The 222-nt window shown below is 37.4% G+C and carries 1 protein-coding gene; it reads left to right on the top strand.

What is annotated here, in order from left to right:
- The coding region (locus ON062_RS13745; protein ID WP_274647706.1) for a reverse transcriptase domain-containing protein at window positions 1–205 on the top strand (205 nt) is incomplete at its 5' end.
- Between the last annotated feature and the right edge of the window lie 17 nt (window positions 206–222).

Here is a 222-nt window from a genome sequence, read left to right on the forward strand (position 1 = left end):
ACCCACAGCCAACATCGTTCTCAATGGTGAAAAACTGAAACCATTTCCTCTACGATCAGGAACAAGCCAAGGTTGCCCACTCTCACCACTATTATTCAACATAGTTTTGGAAGTTTTAGCCACAGCAATCAGAGAAGAAAAAGAAATAAAAGGAATCCAAATCAGAAAAGAAGAAGTAAGCTATCATTGTTTGCAGATGACATGATATTGTACATAGAGTAT

This window comes from Microbacterium sp. C7(2022), from assembly GCF_028823665.1.
GTDB lineage: Bacteria > Actinomycetota > Actinomycetes > Actinomycetales > Microbacteriaceae > Microbacterium.